Genomic DNA, 354 nt, shown 5'->3' with positions numbered 1-354 from the left:
TCGTAGTTGATGTCGATCTCGACCTCGCCCCCGTCCTTCAGGCCGCCGATGAACTCGCGCCAGGCGTCCGGGGAGCCGTGCGAGGTGACGTCGAGGGTCTCCCGCTCCAGGCCGGGCGGGGTGATGTCGGTGACATTCGCGATCGCCATGAACGTCTCGGTGGGGGTGGCACCGTCGCCGCGCTGCAGCTGGGTACCGAAAGCGTCCAGACCAGCCATGGCCTGACTCCTTTACGACTTGGTCAGCCACACGCGATAGCTGACGTTGATGTGCCTGATGTCGGGGTCGGGGTCGCGCAGCTCGGTGTGCTGCTGGTGCGCGATCGACACGTCGCGGAAGCCGGCCACGGTGAGC

1 protein-coding gene is annotated in these 354 nt (G+C 66.9%); it reads right to left on the bottom strand.

The genetic code is table 11. The features are described 5' to 3' along the window. On the bottom strand, nt 1-218 hold a 218-nt coding region (locus tag IG84_RS0137385; RefSeq protein ID WP_031067977.1), incomplete at its 3' end, for a phage tail protein. Nucleotides 219-354: the final 136 nt, after the last annotated feature.

It is taken from the genome of Streptomyces ochraceiscleroticus, assembly GCF_000720485.1.
GTDB classification, from domain to species: domain Bacteria; phylum Actinomycetota; class Actinomycetes; order Streptomycetales; family Streptomycetaceae; genus Streptomyces; species Streptomyces ochraceiscleroticus.
Note: the sequence above shows the minus strand (reverse complement) of the source record. Positions and strands in the feature narration are given on the sequence as shown.